General features: G+C 36.1%; 20 protein-coding genes. All 20 read right to left on the bottom strand.

The features are described from left to right. Position 1 precedes the first annotated feature (1 nt). Positions 2–958, bottom strand: a complete 957-nt coding sequence (gene pseH / locus AKG98_RS03055; protein ID WP_067041227.1) for a UDP-4-amino-4,6-dideoxy-N-acetyl-beta-L-altrosamine N-acetyltransferase — start codon at positions 956–958, stop codon at positions 2–4. After that, the gene (gene pseG / locus AKG98_RS03050; RefSeq protein WP_067041223.1) at positions 948–2,084 is read right to left on the bottom strand and encodes a UDP-2,4-diacetamido-2,4,6-trideoxy-beta-L-altropyranose hydrolase; all 1,137 of its coding nucleotides are present in this window, start codon (positions 2,082–2,084) and stop codon (positions 948–950) included. Before pseG ends, pseH begins: the two co-directional genes overlap by 11 nt. Then, positions 2,084–2,776 (bottom strand): pseudaminic acid cytidylyltransferase, encoded by a 693-nt coding sequence (gene pseF / locus AKG98_RS03045; RefSeq protein WP_067041220.1) that lies wholly within the window; start codon positions 2,774–2,776, stop codon positions 2,084–2,086. The genes pseG and pseF overlap by 1 nt, the downstream gene beginning before the upstream one ends. Before the next feature lies 1 nt (position 2,777). Beyond that, positions 2,778–4,061 carry a UDP-4-amino-4,6-dideoxy-N-acetyl-beta-L-altrosamine transaminase gene (pseC, locus tag AKG98_RS03040; RefSeq protein ID WP_067041217.1) on the bottom strand — a complete coding sequence of 428 codons (1,284 nt, stop codon included), beginning with the start codon at positions 4,059–4,061 and terminating at the stop codon, positions 2,778–2,780. 14 nt (positions 4,062–4,075) lie between these two features. After that, a complete protein-coding gene (gene pseB, locus AKG98_RS03035) occupies positions 4,076–5,077 on the bottom strand; it encodes a UDP-N-acetylglucosamine 4,6-dehydratase (inverting) (protein ID WP_067041215.1) in 1,002 nt (333 codons plus the stop codon). 193 nt (positions 5,078–5,270) lie between these two features. Further along, on the bottom strand, positions 5,271–6,350 hold the full coding sequence (locus AKG98_RS03030; protein ID WP_067041213.1) for a glycosyltransferase family 4 protein: 1,080 nt from the start codon (positions 6,348–6,350) through the stop codon (positions 5,271–5,273). A gap of 48 nt (positions 6,351–6,398) precedes the next feature. Next, complete coding sequence (locus AKG98_RS03025; RefSeq protein WP_067041210.1) at positions 6,399–7,175, bottom strand: glycosyltransferase family 2 protein; 777 nt, start codon at positions 7,173–7,175, stop codon at positions 6,399–6,401. A gap of 172 nt (positions 7,176–7,347) precedes the next feature. After that, positions 7,348–8,157: a glycosyltransferase gene (locus AKG98_RS03020; RefSeq protein WP_198155389.1), complete on the bottom strand. Its 810-nt coding sequence runs from the start codon at positions 8,155–8,157 to the stop codon at positions 7,348–7,350. A 311-nt stretch (positions 8,158–8,468) separates the two neighbouring features. Next, positions 8,469–9,761: an O-antigen ligase gene (locus AKG98_RS03015; RefSeq protein WP_067041205.1), complete on the bottom strand. Its 1,293-nt coding sequence runs from the start codon at positions 9,759–9,761 to the stop codon at positions 8,469–8,471. Positions 9,762–9,944: 183 nt separating this feature from the next. Beyond that, a complete protein-coding gene (locus tag AKG98_RS03010; RefSeq protein ID WP_067041202.1) occupies positions 9,945–11,369 on the bottom strand; it encodes an MBL fold metallo-hydrolase RNA specificity domain-containing protein in 1,425 nt (474 codons plus the stop codon). Between the two features lie 247 nt (positions 11,370–11,616). Continuing rightward, positions 11,617–13,560, bottom strand: coding sequence for a nucleoside-diphosphate sugar epimerase/dehydratase (locus AKG98_RS03005; protein ID WP_067041199.1), 1,944 nt, complete (start codon positions 13,558–13,560; stop codon positions 11,617–11,619). 167 nt (positions 13,561–13,727) lie between these two features. Next, complete coding sequence (locus AKG98_RS03000) at positions 13,728–14,321, bottom strand: sugar transferase (RefSeq protein ID WP_067041196.1); 594 nt, start codon at positions 14,319–14,321, stop codon at positions 13,728–13,730. Beyond that, positions 14,314–15,483, bottom strand: coding sequence for a DegT/DnrJ/EryC1/StrS aminotransferase family protein (locus AKG98_RS02995; RefSeq protein WP_067041193.1), 1,170 nt, complete (start codon positions 15,481–15,483; stop codon positions 14,314–14,316). Before AKG98_RS02995 ends, AKG98_RS03000 begins: the two co-directional genes overlap by 8 nt. A gap of 4 nt (positions 15,484–15,487) precedes the next feature. After that, a complete protein-coding gene (locus AKG98_RS02990; protein ID WP_067041190.1) occupies positions 15,488–16,468 on the bottom strand; it encodes a glycosyltransferase family 2 protein in 981 nt (326 codons plus the stop codon). Beyond that, on the bottom strand, positions 16,461–17,738 hold the full coding sequence (locus AKG98_RS02985; RefSeq protein WP_067041187.1) for a hypothetical protein: 1,278 nt from the start codon (positions 17,736–17,738) through the stop codon (positions 16,461–16,463). Before AKG98_RS02985 ends, AKG98_RS02990 begins: the two co-directional genes overlap by 8 nt. Then, positions 17,731–18,918, bottom strand: coding sequence for a glycosyltransferase (locus AKG98_RS02980; RefSeq protein WP_067041184.1), 1,188 nt, complete (start codon positions 18,916–18,918; stop codon positions 17,731–17,733). The genes AKG98_RS02985 and AKG98_RS02980 overlap by 8 nt, the downstream gene beginning before the upstream one ends. Beyond that, complete coding sequence (locus AKG98_RS02975; protein WP_083543868.1) at positions 18,908–20,134, bottom strand: O-antigen ligase family protein; 1,227 nt, start codon at positions 20,132–20,134, stop codon at positions 18,908–18,910. Before AKG98_RS02975 ends, AKG98_RS02980 begins: the two co-directional genes overlap by 11 nt. A gap of 7 nt (positions 20,135–20,141) precedes the next feature. Further along, positions 20,142–21,443, bottom strand: coding sequence for a polysaccharide pyruvyl transferase family protein (locus tag AKG98_RS02970; RefSeq protein ID WP_067041179.1), 1,302 nt, complete (start codon positions 21,441–21,443; stop codon positions 20,142–20,144). Continuing rightward, entirely contained in the window at positions 21,440–22,624 is a 1,185-nt protein-coding gene (locus AKG98_RS02965) for a hypothetical protein (RefSeq protein WP_157534058.1), read from the bottom strand. The genes AKG98_RS02970 and AKG98_RS02965 overlap by 4 nt, the downstream gene beginning before the upstream one ends. Before the next feature lie 276 nt (positions 22,625–22,900). Further along, positions 22,901–23,938, bottom strand: coding sequence for an NAD-dependent epimerase/dehydratase family protein (locus AKG98_RS02960; protein WP_067041173.1), 1,038 nt, complete (start codon positions 23,936–23,938; stop codon positions 22,901–22,903). Positions 23,939–23,941 lie beyond the last annotated feature (3 nt).

Below are 23,941 nucleotides of genomic sequence, written 5' to 3'. Positions count from 1 at the left end.
CTCACACAATATCCTTGGCTACTTCACTTGTTAATTCAGTGGCGGTTTCATTTGCTAACAGAATCTCGGCTTCACCCCGAATACACACCTGTTCGCCTGACGATATAGTGGTTTCTAATATCACTTTGCGGCCGATTTGAGACAAGAGTTTACCCGTGACAGTAACCTCTGAATTAACCCTGATGGGATTTGTAAATTTTAAACTTTGTGCAAGATAAATAGTCCCAGCGCCAAAGTCAGACGATGCAAACAACCCAGAAAATAAACTACTCGCTAGCATGCCATGACAAATACGGCCATCAAAACCATGCATTTTAGCCGCTTCATCCTCAAAATGGATAGGGTTATGATCATCACTCAAGTCCGCAAATTTTGCGACCATCCCATCACTGATAAAGGCAGTTTTACTGATAATTTTGGGGATTTTATTCACGGTCTTTGCTTTTGCTACACTCTGGTTAAAGCGCCAATGTTCAGCCAACATCGCTAAGCTATATATATCGTAGCACTCCCCATCACGTTGATAAGCTTGTTGCTTAATACCTTCAACTTTAAAGCCAAACTTACGATGGAATCGAACGACAGGATAATTAAACGCCAGTACTTCACATTCTAGGCGTCTTACCTTTAGCACCTCGAATGCATATTCAAGTGCCGCAACTTCCATTAAACTGCCAATACCACGGACTCGGCTATCACCAGTGTAAAAAGCCCATGAAGCAATGCCAGCTTCACCGGTATAATGCGTAAAGTTAACCACACCAGCGGCTTTACCATCCACATCTGCAATCAGTAAATGCGTGGCACTATTCACACTTTCTCTATGCCACCAGCCTATATGCGCTTCCATACTGATAATGGCGTTAGTATACATATTGTGCCTAACTTCATCTCGATTACGCCATTCTAATACCAAGGCTAAATCACTTTCTTGCATTTTCCGAAGGTTACAGTGCATGCATACTCTCCATTTTATCGACAACCCGCCTACACCCGGCACCATCAACCAGTCGCTTACAGTGAGCAGTTAACGTTGAAATAATTTCGTCTTTATTTTTATCATAGAAAAAGGACTTAATATCCTCTTCTAACGTACCCAGATCAAATTTGGCCACTATGCCTTCATTCGCTAACACCGATAATGCAAACTCTTGATTATCAGCAATGGCGAGCAACGCAGACGGTAAACCGACACAACAGCGCTCCCAAGTCGTTGACCCAGCAGCGCCGATCGCAAAGTCACATTGACTCATTAATGCCGCCATATTATTAACACCGACATGCACAGTGACCGCGATGTTCAATTTTACAGCCAATGTTTTTATTCGCGCTTGCCATGGACTGTTTACCCCAAGCACGACAACAAAGCGCGTATTAAGCAAAGATAATTGATTAAAAATAGTGAGTATACGTTCAGTGACATTATGCTCATCAATACCACCAAGTGTTATCAATATCTGATATTTATTATTAACTTGCAGCCCTGTCCTGCTAACGTCATTATTGATACGTCTATGCTGTAAAAATTCAGGACGTAATAAGCAATAGTCGACACCGGCGAGTATTTCACTCTTCACGGGAACCAAGTGTCGATAATCAAGCGCTGCGCGACCAAAGGTTTGATCAAGTAATAGATCGCATTGATGTAACCGATCGGCTAAATCATCAATAACAAATATTTTAATGCCAAACCCAGTAAATTGATTCTGCCATTGTTGATTTAACGCGTAACTATCAACCACTAACCAATCTGGTTTCATCCCCAAACTCTCAAGTGACGGTTGGTTATTAAACGCCAATATATTCTTAGTTTGCTTAGCATCTTCATGCTGCGAACAGCCGAGCCATTGCGCATAATTATTTGGTTCTTGTTCATTAATTTGATACTGACCATGCCGCGCAGCTAACAGATGAACCTGAAAACCCGCCATCTTAATCGCAGTGATCATATTGCCTGCATGTTGCACACAAACGAATGTACACTGATGTCCACGCAGCCGTAATACATTCGCTAATGTTAGGCAGCGCATAACATGTCCAGTGCCTATCGTTAATGATGCATCGACTCTAAAAGTAACCTTCATTATAACTGCCACTCACCCGTGGATTTCATCACTTGATACATCACTTCCGCTGTCAGCCAGTCTTCTTCACTATCAATGTCTTGAACCACAGTGCGAGGCAATAAAATTAAATATGAATCATCACTAAACACGGATTTACGACAAACGAAAGCTTCGGGTTTACCCCAATAAAATTGTCCCGCATCATGAAAGGCTTCTTCTAAATCTTGTGAGCGTATAGTCAAATTACGATCATCAAACATTTCACCCGTTCGACGAATAGCACGCTGGATCGGAAAAGAAAATGTTGTCGCGGTGAAAGCATAACTGAATTTATTTGTTTTCATTTCAGTTAAGCCGCGTTGTAATGACGCAGGGGTAATAAAAGGCGCGGTGGCGTAAATACAGCAGACAAACTCGGCATTCAGTCCATGACTTTGACACCAGTCAATGGCATGTTCCATCACATCCATCGTCGACGCATGATCATCCGCGATGTCTGCAGGACGTAAAAAAGGCACTTCAGCACCAAGTTCACGGGCGATATCGGCAATCTCTTGATCATCTGTCGATACAATAATTTTATCAAAACAACCTGATTTTTGCGCGGCTTCAATTGAATAAGCAATCATGGGCTTGCCATGAAATAATTTGATGTTTTTACGCGGAATACGTTTACTACCGCCGCGGGCTGGAATTATCGCGATGTGCATATTAATTCCTTGAGCCATCAATAAGTAATACACTATTTACTAATACAGACTGTACTAACACAGTCTGTAATGCAGCCACCACTTCATCTTGCTGCTGATCAGTCATTCCATGGAATAACGGTAACGAGAGTGCTTGCTGATAATAGTTTTCAGCCACAGGAAAATCGCCATAGGCAAAACCCATTTGCTGATAATAAGGCTGAGTATGTACAGGGATATAATGCAAGTTAACGCCAATCCCCAGTTCACGTAATTGCTTGAACACCTTATTTTTAGGTAAGAACGCCTGAGACGAAGACGTCTTAAGTAAGTCCTTTTTAGCACTGTTTTTTTGCAACAGGTCCATGGGTTCCAATTGCAGACCGACAACATATAAGTGCCAAGCCGAATTCGTTTTTTCTAGCTGCGTCGGTAACGTTAACGGTAAATCAGCTAGTAATGTATTATAACGATTAGCAAGACGTCGACGCTTAGTCACAAACGCCTGCAAACGTTGTATTTGGCTCACGCCTAGCGCGGCTTGCAGCTCTGTCATTCGGTAATTAAAACCAAGTTCCAGTTGCTGGTAATACCAATCCCCCTGCTCATCAATGTCGAAACCTGAAATAGGCATCATTAACGTTTTATCACGGGTAATGCCATGGCTGCGTAACCGCATCATTTTATCGGCTAATGCACGTTGATTCGTTAATGCCGCACCACCTTCTGCTGTGGTAACAATTTTCACGGGATGAAAGCTAAACACAGTAATATCGGCATATTGGCCACAACCGATCGGCGAACCTTGGTAAGTCCCGCCAATGGCATGGGCGGCGTCTTCAATGATCTTAAAACCATATTGTAATGATAATGCATGAATAGCGGCCATATCACAGGATTGACCACACAAGTGCACCGGAATAACGACTTTAGGTAATTTGTTTTGTGCTTTTGCAGTAATTAACTTTTTTTCAAGCGCCTTTGGACAAAGGTTATAAGTCGCAGGATCAATATCGACAAAATCAACTTTTGCACCACAATATAGTCCACAATTAGCCGAGGCGACGAATGTTATAGGGGTTGTCCATAACCAATCCCCCTCACCGAGTTCTAATGCTAAACAAGCGAGATGCAAGGCCGATGTCGCACTGTTACAAGCCACGGCATAGTCAGCGCCAGTATGCGCGATTAATGCTTGTTCAAACAAAGGGACTTGTGGACCTTGGGTGAGAAAATCGGATTGTAATACGGCAATGACCGCATCAATGTCTTGCTGGTTAATATCCTGCTTACCATAAGGGATCATAACAATACTATTCCTTACAGCTCTGCTTGGCGGTCAAAATCGCGGATCTGCTGAATATTCAGAAAATCAGGATTATTACCAGAATGATATTCATATCCTTGTGTGACGGCTTGGCCTTTTTCACCCAACTGATTTAAACCATAATCAATATCTTGACCGAAAAACGTGATAGTCGGGCAAATAACATAATGATCAGTAAATTCTAAAGTTAAATGCGAGTCATCTTTAGGACACATGATCTCATGCAATTTTTCACCAGGGCGAATACCAATGATCTCGGTTTTAATGCCAGGTGCGTAAGCCGCAACCAAATCCATAATATGCACAGACGGGATCTTAGGAATAAATATTTCGCCGCCCTGCATACGTTTAAAGTTAGTTAACACAAAATCAACGCCGTCTTGTAATGTGATCCAAAAACGGGTCATGTCAGGATGCGTCACAGGTAAGGATTCTGCCCCTTTTTCTAGCAAACCTTTAAAGAAAGGCACCACAGAACCGCGCGAGCCAACAACATTGCCATAACGTACACAAGCAAAACGGGTTGGACCACTGCCCACCATATTGTTAGCAGCAACAAACAGCTTATCCGAGGCCAATTTTGTTGCGCCGTATAAATTGATCGGGTTCGCCGCTTTGTCGGTTGATAACGCGATTACCTTTTCGACTTTATTGGCAATAGCGGCTTTAATGACATTTTCAGCGCCGTGAATATTAGTTTTAATGCACTCCATCGGGTTATATTCTGCCGCAGGTACTTGCTTTAATGCGGCAGCATGGATAACAAAGTCCACATCCTGCATCGCTTGCATCATACGCTCAGCATCACGTACGTCACCGATGAAATAACGCATACAAGGATCATTAAACTCTTGCTGCATTTCAAACTGCTTGAGCTCATCACGCGATAAAATAATTAAACGTTTTGGTTTGTAATTAGCAAGAATGGTTTTGGTATATTTTTTACCAAAAGAGCCAGTGCCGCCGGTGATGAGAATGGATTTGTTGTTGAACATATTTATCCTTCTTTAGCACGAGAAAAACGAGACTAAACGCATGTTCAGATATAATTCCCGAATGTCAAAAAATCAGCATATCATTTAATATAGGCAATAATTATACCGCTTTTAAGCAGATACTAAAATCCCCCTCTCCTTACTCTTTTATAAAGTAGGACGAGGGGGATTAAATGCAAAATACGTAAAGAAATTATAACTGTTGAAAATATTGTTCAAATTTATCAACAGTATTCTTGGTTGAAAACTCGTTCACTAATTTTGCCTTACCTGCTACACCAAACTCAGTAATCGATTGTGGATTACGATGGAAAAAACGTACTTTTTCTGCAATGGCATTCGCATCTTTTACTGGTACGACAAATCCAGTTGAGCCATCAACGACGACTTCTTTACCACCACCCGTTGTCGTCACGATTGTCGGCGTACCACATGACATAGCCTCCATCACCGCTCGGGGTAAACCTTCACCACTGATCGACGGTTGTACAAGTACATCACAGGCAGTAATTATTTCAGGCGCATTTTTACGATAACCCGTTACATGGATCCGATCTTTCATCGGATGCTGCGCAATCAAACTACGGTAAGGTTCTTGATCAAGCCCTTTACCGACTAACAACAAGTGGAAGTTAGTCAAATCGGTCAGCTGCTCTGCCGCCGTCAACATGACTTCAATACCTTTACTTGGACGAACATTACAAGCACACACCACAGTGAAATCGTTATCCGTTACGCCAAATTCGCTAAGATCTGCCGCCGTATGCTGGTACCAATCAAGGTTATGCCCTTTATGGATAGTCACGACCTGATCTTTGCCTTTCCAAACTTGTTGTAAAATATCTTGTCTTACCGCTTCTGATACACAAATAACACCGTCTACACGTGGGTGTAACATAGTCAAATATGCACTTGGATCATGTCGGTATAAACCACCGGTAGTACCACGATAAGCGACTAACTTAACGGGTAAACCGATACACGCAAATGCCGCATTGGGGATGGTTTTAGAGTTTGTCGCATAAACGACATCATAATCATGCAGTTTTAACTCTGCACGCAAGGCCTTTATTGTCTCTAAACAGACTTTACGCTTCGGATAACCGAATAGCACCTTGATGCCAGCATCTTGATAATAACGCAAGGCATTTGAGCCTTCAGGTATCATCACGGTTACGTCATGGCCTTTATTAGCAAGACCAATAAATGTTTCAACTTCAGGGCGAACGCTATTGTACGCATTGGCAAAGCCAGGAAATGCTAATATTCTCATTATCAACCTATCAAATTCAGTAGTAAATGCCATTAGGGGCAGGTTACATTAATCTTTTGGTTCTGGTTTAGTATTGATATTTTTAAATTTCAATAATGCATATTTGTTAAAAGTATACTGAAACTGTATTGCCGCGATCAAAAAACCAATTCGGCCATCTAAAAAACCACGACGTAAAAAGTAATGGCGAATAAAAGCAAAAACAGCCGAAAACGAACCGTTCAACAATGATCCTTTTTTACCTTTCTTATATCTTTCTTCCGCCCAAGCCTCTGCATAACCTGTGCGTTTTTGTAGATAAACACTCAGATCAGAAAAAGTATAATGCAATAAATTGTGTTTTAAATCTATAATTGGCGCGCCTTTACACTCTAACGACTCATGCACCATGTTCTGGTTATAGCGATAACGGCTGCGATTGTATATGCGCGGTAATTTATCTGGATACCAGCCACTGTGATAAACAAATTTACCGCAAAAATGAGTCAGGCGATTGACACTAAATACCTGTTCAACATTAGCACTGTTTAATGCAGCTTGAATTTCTAACGCTAATGTTTCGGGAACAACTTCATCTGCATCAATTGAAAATATCCAATCATTACTGGCTAATGCTTCGGCACGACGTTTCTGTTCACCAAAGCCAGGCCAATCTTCTAGTACGAACACCTTATCTGTATATTTTTTTACAATATCAAGCGTTCTATCAGTACTGCCTGAATCAACAACCACTATTTCATCCGCCCAAGAGACCGACTGTAAGCATGCTTCTATTTTATTTTCTTCATTTTTACAGATAATGCAAACCGAGATTTTTTTGTTCATGAGCAAACCTTATACACAAATAACAGCAAATTTTAAAGGACACTATAATACTAATACTAATATTAAGTTACTAATGATAATAAAAGTTGGTCATCGAGAAGTTCGTTAACCTATAAAACTCGAAAGATTCGAATCAATGGCATCTCATCATTAGTAAATTAAGCGTTTATTATTAGCTGGTACCTGTCAGTTTTTCAATACCATTGAGGCAACGTATTTTACCCGCTTTCTGTTTTCTCATAAGATGCGCTCTAGCTTCAGTATTTTTTTCTGAGGGCTTATGCTCAAGATGGTACTGGCGACAACGCCCGAGAGCCCCTGTAGGTGTTAGCCCATACTCAGAAAGGCGCCAAATAAGATCGGTATCTTCGACCCCCCAACCTTCATAATCTTCATCTAACCCATTGACTTCACAAAGTGATGTTCGACTCATTGCGAGGTTAGCACCGAAGCGAGTCATACGTGGTTTGAGTTTGGTCACCAATGGTAACAACCAGGTAGGATATCGGATGGCTTGTTCTGACTTGCTGATTTTTTTCTTTATTGATTGCCACAACAGCCATAAAATATTAAATAATGCTGTTATATCTAAAGCCTGATTGCGTAAACGTTGAGAGATATCCTTCTTAATATAAACTCGTACACCCACGGTAAATTTATCAGGTGAAGCCATTTCTTTGTGGTCCGCAACAAAGTCAGGTGAAGGTATACAGTCGCCATCTGTTAGGATAATGTGCTCAGCCTGACTGGTTGTGATAGCGTTGTTTACAATACGTGTTTTACGAAACCCGTGATCTTCTTGCCAAACATGGCGAATATTCAGGTCCGTGTATTGGTCGATGAGATCTCTAACCTCAGGCCCTGACCCATCATCAGCAATACAGATCGAAAAATTAGGCTCAGATTGACGGCGATATCCATTCAGCACTAACTGTAAGTCACATACGTTGTTGTATGCACTAATGATCACTTCAATTTTCATGTATAACTCATATAATTTTACTAAATACTCATATAATTTTACTAAATAATAGTCTGATGAACTACTAAAGATAGTAATTGCCCACCGTAGCAGATAATAACTTAAAGAGCATTCCAAATGCTTCTTTTTCCTACATTGGTTTTAACGTTAAGTTAATCGTAAACGATGACACAACAGGAGGCTTGTATCGCCATGGTTTGCGAACTTAACTCAGTTAACCCTAGAGTTGACGGTGTGGTATGGTACTACAAGCAGTGCATCAAGTAAGATTTTCTCACTCATGAAGAGAACCTTATCCTATAATTATAAAACTAATTTTCAGTTTCTGTCTTTACAAACACTAAACCGCTACCAAGGAAAATAACCGTCATCAACGGATAAAATATAGCGCCAGAATTGTGCTTGAATATTGCCTGAGTCAAGCAGTATCCCATCATCATAATGACACTTAATGCCCCACATTGCGCAATGGTTTTTACCTGTTCATTTCCATCACGATACATTTTCCTAAAGATGAATAAAGGTGCAATGAAGATCCCCATTAATCCAATAAATCCCAGAAAACCTCTTACAGATAAAGCTTCTAAATACTGATTATGTGAATGAGTATTCCATAAACCATCAGGTATGGTAATTATACCATCTTCTCGCCGTTGAGTTCTCAACTCAATACGCTTGTCATAACCGACACCAACAAAAGGTTTTTCAAAAAATGTATAAATCGAATCACGCCATAACTCTAAACGAACACCCGTGGATGAACCTGGGTTCCCTTTTGCATATGCATCAAGAGAATTTAAAGTACGCTGAACCTCAGGTATTTCCAGATGCGTTATCGATTTTATATTGAACTTTGGATTAATCATAGTAAGTATGAGTAATGCCGTGATCGTAACAATGATGAATGCTACCAATTTTTTTCTATTTTTATGTATTACGGCTCTATTCATATAAAGTAAAAATAGAATAGCAACAGGAACAAATACCCAACCACCTCGAGATCCAGAAAGATAACTTGCTGACATACCAAACGCTGCACCCACACTACATATAATCGATGTAATTATTGCTGATTTTTTTAGATAATAAATGGCGATTGGCAAACACAGAATACCAAAAGTCATCGCTATATCACCCGACTGAATCGGCATGTAACCTTCAGAAAATAAATCATTACCTGACATAAACGCACGTGTGTGGTCATAGTTAAAAACCAAAATTAGAGCGGCTATCCCAGCAATATAACTTGCTACAACAATACTTTTCGTAATCCAAGAAAAAGGAGGGGGATAACGAAGTATTGCTATAAAAATAGGAATACATAAAATAAATCGACTAGGACCATCCAGTCGCGACAAGCTATCTCCATTTAATAATGTAGAGAAAACAAAAATACCAAAATAAAATAGAAATGCCCCTATCAATACTTTTACATCTTTAGTTAAGATATTACGAGGAATTGAAAATAGAGTTGGTAAAGAAAATAGCAATAAAATAATGGGTATTGTTTTATAGCCTTTCCCGTATGCTAGACATATAATAGGAAACAGACATGCCAATATAGGCACTAATTTAGCGCTAATATTAGTATTTAATTTAGACATTATATTAATACTCATTTGAATTTAAAAACCTATCTCAATATGGGTTTCACCCAATAAATTATAACATCTAACTCTAAGATGACCTGTCATACTTTCAGCTAAACACTAGTTATCATCTTAATAATTGGACGCCATATTAACTTTATTCTCATTACATATCAAGATTAGGTATATCAACTAATATTATTCTGTTGGTCGCAATATCTGCGTATCGGGCACTAACACTCTCAATTTTTCCGCCAACACAGCTTTTGCACTTTCATCACCGTGCACAATACGTATCTGTTGTGGCTTATGCTTTATATGTTTTACAAAATTAAGTAAATCTAGTTGATCAGCATGGGCTGAATAACCACTAATGTTATGGATATCGGCATTAATGGTTACGCGCTTACCGTTAAGCTCAACATAACCTCCCCTTGGTCCGTATTGTTGGATATCTCGACCCGGGGTGCCCTGGGCTTGATAACCAACAAAAATAACATCGGCTTTGGCATCAGGTAAAAATTGTGTGAGGTAATTAACGATACGGCCACCACTACACATGCCACTGGCGGCAATGACAATCGCAGGTTTGTTACGTCTAGCTAGATACTTAACGACAGTTAGGTGTTCTTGATGACTGTCGATGGTATAAAGCTGTTCAAAATTAAGTGGATGGCGACCTTGCTTTAACTTACCTAACGCCTCTTTATCCCACAAGGCTTTAAAATCGCGGTATTTACTGGTGAAGTTTGCAGCCATTGGCGAATCGACGATTATTTCAATGTTTTTCCATAAACTCGTCTCTGGGGCGCTGTGAATAAACTGTTCGATCTCGTAGAGTAATTCTTGTGTGCGGCCAATGCTGAATGCAGGGATCAATACCACGCCATTATCACTCACCGCATGCTCAATGACGGCTTGTAACTTTTGGCTACGTTGATTGCGGTGTTCGTGCCTTTTATCACCATAGGTACTTTCAATAATTAAGGTATCGGCGCGGTATGGTGATCGGGGGGATGATAATAATGGGCTGTAGGAAGCGCCTAGATCACCAGAAAATACAACACGGTGACGGCGAATAGGTTTATCGGTGGCGAGTTCGATTTCGACATAGGCAGAACCGAGGATATGTCCAGCTGGACAAAACCGGATCTTTTGCCGTTGGTAGCAGACTTCATCTGCACTTATGTCCTCTTTAGGTATTTTCAGTACATCAATGGTCCGCCACTTTTGATACGGCACAGAAATGAGTTGTTTTTGTAATAGGGATAGGCAAGCTTGGATGAGTTTTTTATCGCGGGTGACACCGACTTTAAGCGCATCTTCGATAACAAGAGGAAGGAGCGCTGCAGTTGCTTCGGTAGCGTAGATAGGACCAGAAAACCCTGCCGCTAATAAGTAAGGAATTCGACCAACATGATCAATATGGCAATGCGTGATAATAAGCGCTTTAACGGTGCGCACATTAAAGTCGATAGAGTGTTGGTCTTTATTGTTATTACCTGCGGCTTCTGAACCTTGAAATAAACCGCAGTCGATCAGCACAGAATTATAATCATTCATATACAGCTGATGACAAGATCCGGTCACGCCATTCACCGCACCGTGATGTAAAATACGCATTGTTTCCGTCCTTGAAAGCAAATTAAACAATTAGTTTAAAGCTTGAATCCAAGGAACGTAATAGGTCAATACGCTTATTTAAGTACTGATTGACGGCTCAATAGCCGCTTACTTATATAGCAGCAACCCGCAGAGGGTAATATTTAAGCCCAGATACAGAAACAGGCTAATAACGAATCTCGCTATTAGCCTGTTTCTGTTCATTACTAAGTACAATACACACCGTAATACTAGAGTTTAACGTGGATTAATTCACTAACGGAATAACATTATTAACTTCGTTCACTTCTGATGAAAGTTTATTTTTCGCTAACCAAAGTAAATCACAAATACCATCGGATGGGGCAAAGCCTGTTGGTGCATTAAGTAATAGAGCTCTAATTTTTTCATGGTCAAAATGATGACAAGCATGATCTAAATTATCCAGCAATACCTGTAACGCACTCCACGGTAAGTCGATTTCGTGTGCAGTCATGATACGCTCATGATCGGTACCGGTAACATTATCGCCAATCAATAATTCTTCATAGAGCTTTTCACCTGGACGTAAACCACTAAACTCGATACTAACATCGCCATCCGGGTTTTTTTCGTCTTTGACACTAAATCCACTCAAATGAATCATTTTACTGGCCAAATCAACAATTCTAACTGATTTTCCCATATCCAATACGAATACATCACCACCCTTCCCCATAGCTCCGGCTTGAATAACCAGTTGTGATGCTTCGGGTATAGTCATGAAGTAACGGGTAATGTCAGGATGAGTAACAGTAACGGGACCACCACTTGCGATCTGTTTTCGAAATAATGGCACAACAGAACCTGATGAGCCTAATACGTTACCAAAACGCACCATGCAGAAACGAGTTTCATGCTCTTCTTTTGACAGGGCTTGTAAGGTTAATTCGGCCATACGCTTGGTCGTGCCCATCACATTGGTTGGTCGCACCGCTTTATCGGTTGAAATAAGAACGAAGGTTTCAACCTTTGCCGCAATAGCTGCACGAGCGGTATATAAAGTTCCAAAAATATTATTACGTACACCTTCAACTACATTATGTTCAACCATTGGTACATGCTTGTACGCCGCAGCATGATAAACGGTTTGTACGTTGAAGGTTTGCATAATAGCTTGTACACGATTTTCACGTTGTACTGAACCCATCATCGGCAGAATTTCTATATCTAGCCCTTGCACTTGCGCACTTAACGTTAGTTCACGATCAATTGCGTACAGCCCAAATTCAGACAATTCAAATAAGATCAACTTTTTTGGAGCTTGTTTGAGAATTTGACGGCATAATTCAGAACCTATAGAACCGCCGGCACCAGTCACCATAACGACTTTATCTTTGATGTTTGCCGACATCAGCTCACTATTCGGTGATACAGGTTCACGCCCTAGCAAGTCCTCAATTTCAACTTCTTTGATATCACTATACAGTTTATTGCCACTGACTAAGTCAACCATTGCAGGGATTGTCATCACTTGCAGTGCCAATGGTTCCAGCTTACGCAGTATTTCTTGGCGACGTGAACGGCTCACACTTGGCAGGGCAAGTAATATTTTTTTCGCAGCTTTCTGCTCAATTAAATTAGCTAAAATAGATGGCGAATAAACATGTACACCTTGAATACTTGAACCATATAATGACTTATCGTCATCAACAAATGCACACGGGTAATACTCATGGCTTTGCATTAATGAAGTAAGTAACTGTCGCCCACTAACACCTGCACCATAAATTATCACAGGTTCACCAACACGTTTAAGCCCTGTACTTACAGCAGAGCGTAATGCTACACGGCTACCACCAACAAAGATAATCGCAAATGCTGCATAAATGATCGGAACTGTACGAGGAATATTGATATTAAAAAAGTAAGCGAATACAACAATGCTAACTGCTGATATAGCAATACCAATTGCAACCGCAGATAACGCCTTTGAGCCCATATAACGTAATATTGCGCGATATAAACCAAACTTAATAAAAGCAAATATGCTAATAGGGGATATTAATATCATTAATATCCAGTACTGAGTATTTAAAAATATATCAGTGGTATCGAGACGGACGAATAGCGATAGCCAAAATGCAACAAGGATAAATAAAATATCGATAGCGACACTGACAATACGTTTTTGGCTACGATTTAGGGAGAATATATATTGCAAGAGGGTCATTTTTTCGCTCCGAATTTAAAATAGATTACAGCAAATTCAATAATGAAAATATTACAATGATCATGATTAATTTTACAAAATCATGGTCATTTATTATGCATAATCTATTTAATTATAAATTTTGTATTAGATGAAGGTTAAATTAAAAATAATATATCGACTTATAATTATTTTATAATAGCCACTATCGTTTTTAAAATTAATTTAATATCCAATACCAAATTCTGTTCTTCAACATACTTAAGATAGTACTGCTGTTTGATTGGTAAGATTTCTTCAATATATGTTTTTTGCGGGTCTTTAGCTCCGTCTAAAATACTATTTTCATCTTTAAATTCAATTGATGCAAAATCTGTAATACCAGGACGCACAGAAAGTACTTTACTACGGATATCTTCAGGATACTCATCTATGTACTCTTGCACTTCAGGACGAGGACCAACAAGACTCATTGAACCATTAAGGACATTGAATAATTGTGCTAATTCATCCAGCTTATATTTTCGTAAGAAGTGACCACTATCAGTAATTCGAGGATCTCGCCCTATCGTAATTTTAAGCCCTTTTGATTCCGCATCCATGATCATGGTTCTGAATTTATAAACACCTATTGACTTTCCATTTAAGCCAACCCGTTGCTGTATAAATAAAATAGGACCATTGCTATCTTTTTTAATCCAAAACGCAATAAATATAAGAACAGGACTTAAGAATAAAATGCCAAAAAATGATGTAATAAAATCAAATAGACGTTTAATCATTTTTCTTATATTCCAGTAATATTTCATTCACTGTTGCAATTACTCTATCAACTTCAGCATCCGTCATTTTTGGATAATTAGGTAAACTAACAATTCGCTCAAAAGCATAAGTTGATTTAGGGAAATCCCCCGCTTTAAGGTCATATTCCTGCTGCCAATAAGGATGAAAATGTAATGGGATATAATGAACAGATGTGCCTATTCCTTTTTCTGCCATTATTTCAATAAATCGATCACGACCAATACTTAGCTCTTCTAACTTCAATTGGATCACATAAAGATGCCATGAATGCACATCATCACTATTTACAACCAATGGTGTAATTAAAGGCAGTTCGGCAAATGCAGCAGTGTATTTTTCAGCAATCAATTGACGACGTTGCTGAAAAAAACATGCTTTCTTTAATTGATGAATCCCCATTGCAGCAGCAATATCGGTCATATTATATTTAAAGCCAGGTGCCACGACTTCATAGTGCCAAGATGGTTTGGTAGAAGTAAATCGATCAAACACATCTTTACTAATTCCATGTAAACGCATGCAACTGATACGTTTGGCGTACTCATCATTTGCTGTAACGACCATGCCACCTTCACCTGTTGTCATGGTTTTATTTGCATAGAAACTATAAACGGTTATATCACCAATAGTACCGATAGTTTTGCCATTATGAGTCGACGGTACAGCATGAGCCGCGTCTTCTAATATTTTAACATTATACTGTTTTGCTAATTCAACAATACGTGTCATATTAGCCGCTTGTCCTGCATAATGAACAGGCATAATAACTTTAACTTCAGGATGAGCAATTAAAGCCGCTTCAATCGCATCACAATCAATATTAAAGCTATCACCTTCAATATCAACAAATACAGGATCTGCACCTAAGTAACGAATAACTTCAGCTGTTGCAGTAAAGGTGTGCACTGTTGTAATAACCTTGTCGCCTTTGCCTACACCGAGAGCTTCCAGACCAAGATGTAAGCCAGCAGTAGCGGAATTAACAGCAAGCGCATGCTTTGCACCGACGAATTCAGCAAAATCAGCTTCAAAACGTTTTGTTTTTGGGCCTGTAGTTAGCCAACCGGAACGAATTGTATCTGCCACTTCGGCGATTTCTTCTTCGCCAGTTAAAGGGAGTGCAAAAGGGATGAACGACATATAATTAAACCTTTTTTCGTAATAATGCAACTAAAGAACCACAACCATATGATAAGTGATAAAACAGGAATAAAAATGGTAAGGTTAACTTACTAAATAATTTTTTACCATCCTTAAATCCAAATATAACAGCTAATAAGAAATATATCGTAATGAATAATAGCCACTTAGCATCGAAAAAACTCGCAAGAAACACTTGCCCCAAACAAAAAAACACAAAGAAAAGAGGTATTAAATGTCTCAGATAGAAACTCTTAGACATTACGACCCAGAAGCCATCATTATATGCTTTTTTTACAAAAGCACTGATATTACTACGCACATAGTAATGACATTTCAAGCTATAGTCTGTTAATAATTTTAAACCACTCTTACTAACTCTTTTATGAAATTCAATATCTTGATTTCGCCCTAGTTCTTCATTAAATAAACCACAGGTTTTAAATAATGATGTTTTGTACACAGCAAAAACTGCGGTATCAGATTCAACAATGCCACTTTCTCTGTCTATACGAAATGGCGAGTTGCCAACACCAAATTTTGAACTGTAAAAGTCACAAGCTACTTGACCAAAGTTTGATAATGATTTGTTTATTAGAACACCACCAACGCCAACAACATCTGACTGGTTAACAGACAATGTTTTTACGGCACTAGAGATATAATCAATAGGTATTGAACTATGCACATCAATCCTGCAAACAAACTCACCTGAAGCATGATTAATCGCAATATTCCAGCCTGTTGCTAATATCTTTTTTTCATTCTTTAATATAGAGACTGAAAAAAATTTGTCTAATAAATTACTTTTCAACTGATTTATCTTAGTTAAAGTTTTATCATCTGACATCCCATCTACAATTATCAACTCCATCCTTGAGAGAGGGTAATTTTGATTAAGGTAAGATTGAACTGCATTTTCTAAATATATTTCACTATTTCTTACAACCAAGATTAATGAAACTAAAGGTAGATCATTATTCATTTAATGGGTTCTCCATAACATATAATTGACGTTTTCCCTCATGGACAGAGTCAAAATATATTGACTTACCATCAAATGAAAATCTTGGATGTAAATCGCAGCGTGATTCATGTTCCCATTCCAAACCTTCAAATACTTCCCCTATTACATGTACATCACGCGAGTTTATATTCAATAAAATTAAGTTCTTCATACGGCTTTTATCAGGATATGTGTCAGTTATAAGATGTCCCTTTGAAGATATACTCGGATGACCATCACCATAACCATTCAATTCATTAATTCGTTCGTAACTTACATTATCTAGAGATAAATCTATTAGATAATAAGCATCTTCTCCGTGATGTCTAAGATAGCCAATTATTTTATTATCACCATACCAGCAGCAATGACTAACCATCCCGTCATCCGCAAGTAACCTCAGTCTATGACTATCTGTATCCATAGTTACAAGCCGGTCAAAACGAGTGCCATCAATATAATATCGATGTAAAAACATCAACTGACTTCCATTTGGTGATAGCATGAGGTGATTGAATTTATGAATTATATTTTCCGATTTAGAAAGTGTTATTGGTAATATATGTAAAAACTCTGTAAAAGTCATAATCAACTCAGACTTTCCAGACTTTAAATCTAAAAAATACAAACCATCGTTATCATTTAAAGGTAAATGATAATTATCTAATTCATGGGCACGGTAACCATAATCAGGCCTTAAATGCATTAACCTTTCAAAAGAAATAGAATAGGCAAACTCATTTTTAAAACAATCGTATACAGGGAGATCAAATGTCATATTTAAGCTTTGATCTGTCAAATTAACCATTTTAGATACATAACAATTTCGCTCAATGTCATAATCATTATAAATTAATTGAGTACTAGATAGCCACTGAGCTCGACATCCCTGCTGCCAATTAAACGCTCTAACTTCCTCTGAGAAAACTATTTTAGACGAATTAACATCCACTATTTTAAGATAAATATAATTAGAATCATCAGGTTTATTTTTTGTCGAACGAACACTTTCATTATAGGCAATGTGTTTATTATCATTACTAATTGGTGATTTATCATAATACCCCCAAAAAGTTTCAGTATTCACCATACCGTAAGATTGAAGCTCACGAATACCTTTCCACTTATAGTTTTTTTTATAAAATATATAAAGTAAACGTTGGTAACCAGATTTTATCATTTGCTTCAAGAATGGATGTTTATGTAGCTGAGATGCTATTAGTCGTTCAAATTTATTAAATTTAGCCACGAAATTCAGCCTCATTAATACGCTTAATTGCGATATTATGCTGATAAGTTGAAGTATACATATTTCTTGATTCTAATATATTTTTGTGTAAAGATTCAAATAATTCATCATCATCGATTAAACTACTTATTTTTAGTATCATATCTTCTATATCCCCAGCTTTAAAAATAATAGAATTAACACGATCAATTGCCACCCCAGTTATCCCTCCAGTGTCACTTGTAACTACAGGTAAACCATGAAGCCAAGCTTCTTGAATAACACGAGGAAAACCTTCTGGAGCAGTACTAGGAAAAACAAATACATCATGATTTAAGTAATACTTTGATAATTCATCATTTTTTACAAATCCAATATGCGTAACAGACCCAATTAAATTATACTTTTTTATCTGTTCGTCCAATTCATTTGCTGCAGTTCCAAATCCAATAATTGTTAATTCGAACTTTTTATCTATATACTGAGAGTTCAGTTTCATAATCATATCACACAAAGAAAGAACACCTTTGTCTGATTCCAAACGACCAACGTATAACAATTTAACAACATTTTTGTTAATCACTAAATTACCACTTTTTTCCATATTGGGTATATCTAGACAGGTATCAAAAAATAGTTCGCTCCCATTTATAGCATTAGAATAACGTTTATTTAAATCATTCCCAGTTGAAAGAATATAAACATTTTGATTTTTTGCTAACCTAGATATGTAAAATAAAATTATTTTTGCAAAAATAAAAGCAAAAATAGTTTTTAATTTAGAATATTTTTTATTTTTCCATACTCCATTCAAATCACCAGCGACATGCATTATCACAGGTTTTCTATTCTTAAGAGCTATTTTAGCGATAAAAACAGAGTCGATTGAAGGGGCTCTAACCCAAACTTTATCACAAGAATTAATTTCCTTTTCAACAGTTGAATTAAACTTAGTACGAAAAGATTTTGAAATTAAAAATTTTGTAATAAAATCAAATGCACTTGTAAAATCAGGTAATACAACAAATGAAGATGGATTAACAACTGAGTTAACAATAGTTTCATCTGAATTTATCACTGGAGAAGCTATTTTTATATTTTTAATACGCAGCAAAAACTTAGCGGCAACATATTTAGAAATATATGAATCGCCCACAAATCGAAATGGCTCCGATATATTTGCAAAAATTTTAACGTTCATTATAACGAAGTTCCCTAAAATAAGACTCTTGTTTAAAAATTGAAACTAAATATATAAGCAAGACAGGAAATGAAAAAAAAGAATCGCCAAAGAATGACGATAGTATAATAATTAGTTGTACACCAAGATCACATGTTCGGACCCTGCTACCCTTAACATTAACAAAAAACAAATTGACGGTTAGCATAAATAAAAATACAAGTAAACCAACCAAACCAACATCCATATATAAAGAAACAAAAGTATTATCTAAGTAGGTTATTGTATTGACATAAATTTCATTATTATAAAAAACTGGAATATCAAGTTCATTCTTCACTCCAAGATAGCGTCCAATATAGCCGAACCCATTACCAAATAATACTAAGAAAATATTGTCAGCACTATAGTTTATCGCTTCAGACCATAATGCATAGCGAGGATCATTACCTGAATTAGCAACACTCCCCGCTATACGGTCTAAAGCCGTGAGATTAAAACTGCCGAACATTACCCAAACTAGAAAGGGTAAAAGTAAGCCTAAAACGTAAACTACAATATGGCGCATACTCCATACTTTAAAAAATAAAAATAATAGGCAAATAAGTGAAAATAGACGACTCCCAGTTAAAAAACAAGCAAAGGTTAAAACGAGGCAACCGACAAGTGCGGAAGTGTCTTTTTTGTTATTTGCAGCTATTCCTATCGTCAATAAAAATGCAAGATGATTAGGGTTATTAGCAATAAATGAAATCCTAGTATAAAATACAGTAGTTCGATAAACTTCACTAAGATCTATATAAGATGATAAAACGAATTTTTGTAATATTGCACCAACAGCTAAAAACAGGGCAAAATAATACAATGATTTATAAAATTTAACCTTACTATAATAATTAACTAAAAGCATTGCTAGCAATAAGTTGAATAAAACATCATAAATATAATTTTTTAAAGAAAATAATTGCCCATAATTACCACCTTCTAACATTTTATATAATAAGCTAGATACCCCTATTATTAATACAAAAAGGTATGAAACATTCCATACACTCAAATAGCATTTTATTTTTTTCTTCTTACTAAGATATATTACGCATACCATGGTCCCAATCAAAGTAAGTAAAGTTAATTCTCTAAAAATTCCAGCGAGGCTCTCTGATTCACCAAAAAATAAAGAAGTATTTTTAAGAAATAAAAAAAAACCAGTTAAAACGAAATATATATATATTACCATAAATTGATCACTTCAAATATTTAAGCACTGATTCGAAATTATTATAAATATCTTTCCTCAACTGCTTTGATGTTATCTCAATCTTATTTCCCAAATCTTTTTTATTATCTAAAATAGATGATATCATTGTTAATACAACTTTAGAGTCTACATCTTTTATTGAAGTTACATATTTACTTAATCCAAACTCATTCATAATCCCTGCATGTTTAGGACCTAAGTATGATACAGCAATACTAGGAACACCACTTATAAACGCAAAAATAATAGAATGCATTCGAGTACCAATTAATAAGTCTAAGTTTGAGTAAATATTTATTAATTCACTAGGCTCTCTTAACCTTCTCTCTAAAACTTTAACTGACTCTTTTTCGTTATCATCTAAATCTTTAAATATATCTTGAATTGCAATATAATCATCCTCTCTGTGATCAGGTCCTATAACTTGTGGTATAAAAACAAAATCATAGTCAACATATCCCAGCTTAACTATTAAAGACATTTCACGAATGTAGTGCTTATATATACGAGCCGACTCTGCAGAATTCATATAACTCCACGGTCTAACTGTAATACCTATTAAAGGCTTTATTTTTTTATCATTTACAATATTATCAGTATCCAATATGGATACTTCATTATCGTTAGTTTGATAAAAAGCTATATCCGGGCAGTAAACAATATTTGATTTAACGCCAATATCACTCAACACAGACATTGATATTGTTTCTCTACAATAAATAGTATCAATTCTATTTAATGTAAAAGTTAATAACTTAGTAGCCAACCTCCCACTAAAAGGACCAAATGAATGAGGAGCAACGATAATTTTTTTATTGTGTAAATATGAAATCAGAATTGGAATTGCAATCCTATATGCAAATAAAAAACCACGAATTCCTTTTGGCGCATAAACAAACGTCCCCCCTTTAACAATCACAAGATCAGCATTTTTAACAAATGAAAAAGGGGAATGTAATATTTTTTTAAATATTATTCTTTGTAAAAGAAAGTACAATAACAAAAAGCTAGACAACGATGTTTTATATAACAAATAAAAAACTTTTCCAAAAATATTAAAGTTAATTGGAGGAGTTCCTAACAATGCGCCTTGAACATTAACATTCCCTTGTTTATTTTTTAATGTATTTTGACTAATAAGACGGGGGTCTTTATTATCAAACATACTCCAATAATTAAAAGTACAATTCTCAGATGACACATCTTCAATTACTTCTTTTATCGATTTTTCAATAGCGTAATCGCCACAGTTTTCCTCAGACCAACCATGAGTGATTAATACTTTCATATTCTTACCTTTAATAATGAGTTAATTTTATACTTAAGTAATATAACAACAACTAAATCTTGAAATAGGATATAAACAGGTAAATACAACAAATTTAAATTTAAAAAAAATAAAATAGGTGATGACAATACCGTACTTAAAAAAATAGCTTTAAACCGTTCTTTATGCAAACCGAGTGCCGTAATAGATTGAGCAAATACAATTTTAACAGGGACTAATATAAATGATAATAAAAAACAAGGTACTAACAACCACATGTCTGAAATTGTAATATTAAATATATATTCGAGAATAGGAAATTCAATAATAAAAACAACAGATAAAATAGAAAGAATTAATTGTAACAATAGAGACTTAACAACAATACTTTTTTGACTCAAACCATTAATTGAATTGTTAATAATTTTAGAATTAATCACTTGAAAATATGCATTCATAACAATAGCTATAGCAGTCTGAAATAAAGCTAAACTTTTAATCAATGATAATTCATAAACCCCCACCATCAAACCAACAACAATTATGTAGCCTTGTAAATAAATTGCACTAAATAGCAAATTACATATGTTATAGATATTAATTTTACATAGTTTTACTATTTCAGAAAAACCCATAAAAGAATATGATAAAAATATCACATTAAATTTTCTAGTAAAAACTATACATATAGAAACTAAAATAAATTTAAATGTCAATAGCAAAATAATTACTGAAAAGAAATCATTAAAAACACTAAACTCACTTGAACCTACATAAACAAATATAGAAAAAGCTATGATAAATAATAAATCTAGTATAGATATATATAACTTTTTCCAGAATTCATTATTAACAATAAGTACGCTATCTACACTTTCTTTTATAAACATTAGATATGCAATAGTAACGCTTACAGCCAACTTGACATTAAATATACATATTATAGTAAACAACACTATAAATATTGTTCTTGAAGCCCTTAACCTTTCATTACAATTAAAGTATTCACCTTTTTGAAGAGATATCAAAAACGTAATAGGTAATCCTAAATTAAATATAACACCAAGAGTTACTCCTATAGTCAAATATAACGTCATTTCTCCCATTGTTTCAGGGGATAGTATTTTAGACGTAATAATATATGGAATAGAGAGTACTAATGCATTAATTATGTTTGAAACTATATTTATATAAATCTTCATTACGAAAAATACAAACCTTAATTACCAATATAAATATTAATTTAAATGTTAAATGTTAAATGTTAAATGTTAAATAGATGAGACTTAGACACCATTGAAAAATCAACTTTAAATTAAAATATCGAGCCCTTTAAATATACAATAATATTATTACAACTTATAAGTAGTGATAATAATTTAATATTACAACTTACATTTTATTAGAATTACTATTAAAACATTAATTTAAATAAATATTAGCTGTATATAAATACGTTAAACTTACAGTGAAAATATTTAGTTAATATTCCCGTCGATTAAAAACTGTATATACCAAGGCATAGCTTTATCAATACCCTCAAAGATTCGGTATTCAGGAACATAACCTAAAATACTTTTAGCTTTAGTTATATCCGCTTGAGAATGACGGACATCACCAATACGAAAGTCTTGATAAATAGGCGAAGTGTTAATTTCTAAATTATTATTACTTAACGACTGCTTAATTGCATTAATCAAATCGTTTAACGTTGTTCTGTCACCTACAGCTACATTATAAACTTTATCTTTAGCATCATCAGAAGCTGTAGCCGCTAAAATATTCATTTGCACTGTATTTTCAATAAAACAAAAATCTCTACTTGTTTCACCATCTCCATTGATAAATACGTCTTCTCCAGTGATCATTGCAGATGTCCATTTAGGGATAACGGCAGCATAAGCACCATTTGGATCTTGACGTTGACCAAATACATTAAAATAACGAAGTCCAATAGTTTTAAAACCATAGGTTTGGGCATAAACGCCAGAATACAATTCATTTACATACTTTGTGACTGCATAAGGAGATAGTGGGTTACCAATATTTTCTTCTACTTTTGGTAATGCAGGATGATCACCATAAGTAGAACTACTCGCTGCATACGTGAAGCTTGAAACATCAGCTTCTTTTGCAACTTGTAGCATATTAATAAAACCAGTAATATTAGCTGCATTTGTTGTCAGGGGGTCTGCAATAGATCGCGGCACAGAACCTAATGCAGCCTGATGCAATACATAGTCCACACCGATCACAGCTTGCTCACAATCTGCATAATTGCGAATATCGCCTTCAATGAAACTAAAGTTATTCCATTGCGTGTCAGTAACTAAACCTTGAACTTCATCCAAATTATGCTGATGCCCTGTAGCAAAGTTATCTAAACCAACAACTTTCTGATTTAGTTTCAATAATTTTTCAAGTAAATTAGAACCGATAAAACCGGCGACACCAGTAACTAACCAAACTTTTGGAGTACTAAGTAATTCTTGTTGAATTTGTTCGTATTTAGTCATGTT

This window comes from Moritella sp. JT01, assembly GCF_001574435.1.
GTDB lineage: Bacteria > Pseudomonadota > Gammaproteobacteria > Enterobacterales > Moritellaceae > Moritella.
The sequence above is the reverse complement of the archived record's forward strand: the minus strand, read 5'-3'. Positions and strand labels throughout refer to the sequence as shown.